Here is a 690-nt window from a genome sequence, read left to right as displayed (position 1 = left end):
TCGACCAGGCATAATCCACCCGTTGTGCCGCCCGCTCAAGCAAACGCTGCTCCGCTTCTGCCTCACATATAAAGATCAAATATTAATTCAACCCTGAAAAAAACTTCCAAATAATCAAAGAATATTTTTCATTTCACTCTGCAGCCAATCGTTAAAATCATTATATTCATAATTATTATTCTTATTACCTAAGTCATACACATATACTCTTGGATCACCAGAGAAGTCTGTTATTTTAAAACAAGCAGCCCAATCTCCATTTCTTGCAAAAGAAATAAGATAATCTACACCAGTCAACCTTTTTAAGATTTTTATATAGGAATCAATATCATCTTCAGCATCTTCAAACCACCAAGGGAAATATTCTATTTTATTTATATCATCTAGATTTCTAGATAGTTTTAAATAATAATCAGGAAATTTAAATTGCTTAGGCAATTTATCATTAGGGTAAATTTTAAATGTATTTCTCATTGGAATCCCCTTTATTTAATAGTTTTAGGATCATATATAGACCCATATGGAAATTTATTAGACCAGTCAATTGGTACATATCTTAATGAGGATTGTCTTTGTATTCTTAACTCAACAGCCTCCCCCCATGTTTTTGGAGTTACTCCATTAACTCTAAACCTTATAGATTCTTCCAGTGTTAAAGTTTCATTATAATTATGAACATTAGCTTGTATT

General features: G+C 31.3%; 1 protein-coding gene and 1 pseudogene. Both read right to left on the bottom strand.

All coding sequences use genetic code 11. The features are described from left to right. Positions 1–114: 114 nt before the first annotated feature. On the bottom strand, positions 115–474 hold the full coding sequence (locus FHQ30_RS13105; protein ID WP_139611101.1) for an SMI1/KNR4 family protein: 360 nt from the start codon (positions 472–474) through the stop codon (positions 115–117). 11 nt (positions 475–485) lie between these two features. Further along, positions 486–690: pseudogene (locus FHQ30_RS13505) on the bottom strand (hypothetical protein); the annotation flags it as partial.

Origin of the sequence: Testudinibacter sp. 'clade 2' (assembly GCF_006227735.1) — a bacterium.
GTDB lineage: Bacteria > Pseudomonadota > Gammaproteobacteria > Enterobacterales > Pasteurellaceae > Chelonobacter.
Note: the sequence above shows the minus strand (reverse complement) of the source record. Positions and strands in the feature narration are given on the sequence as shown.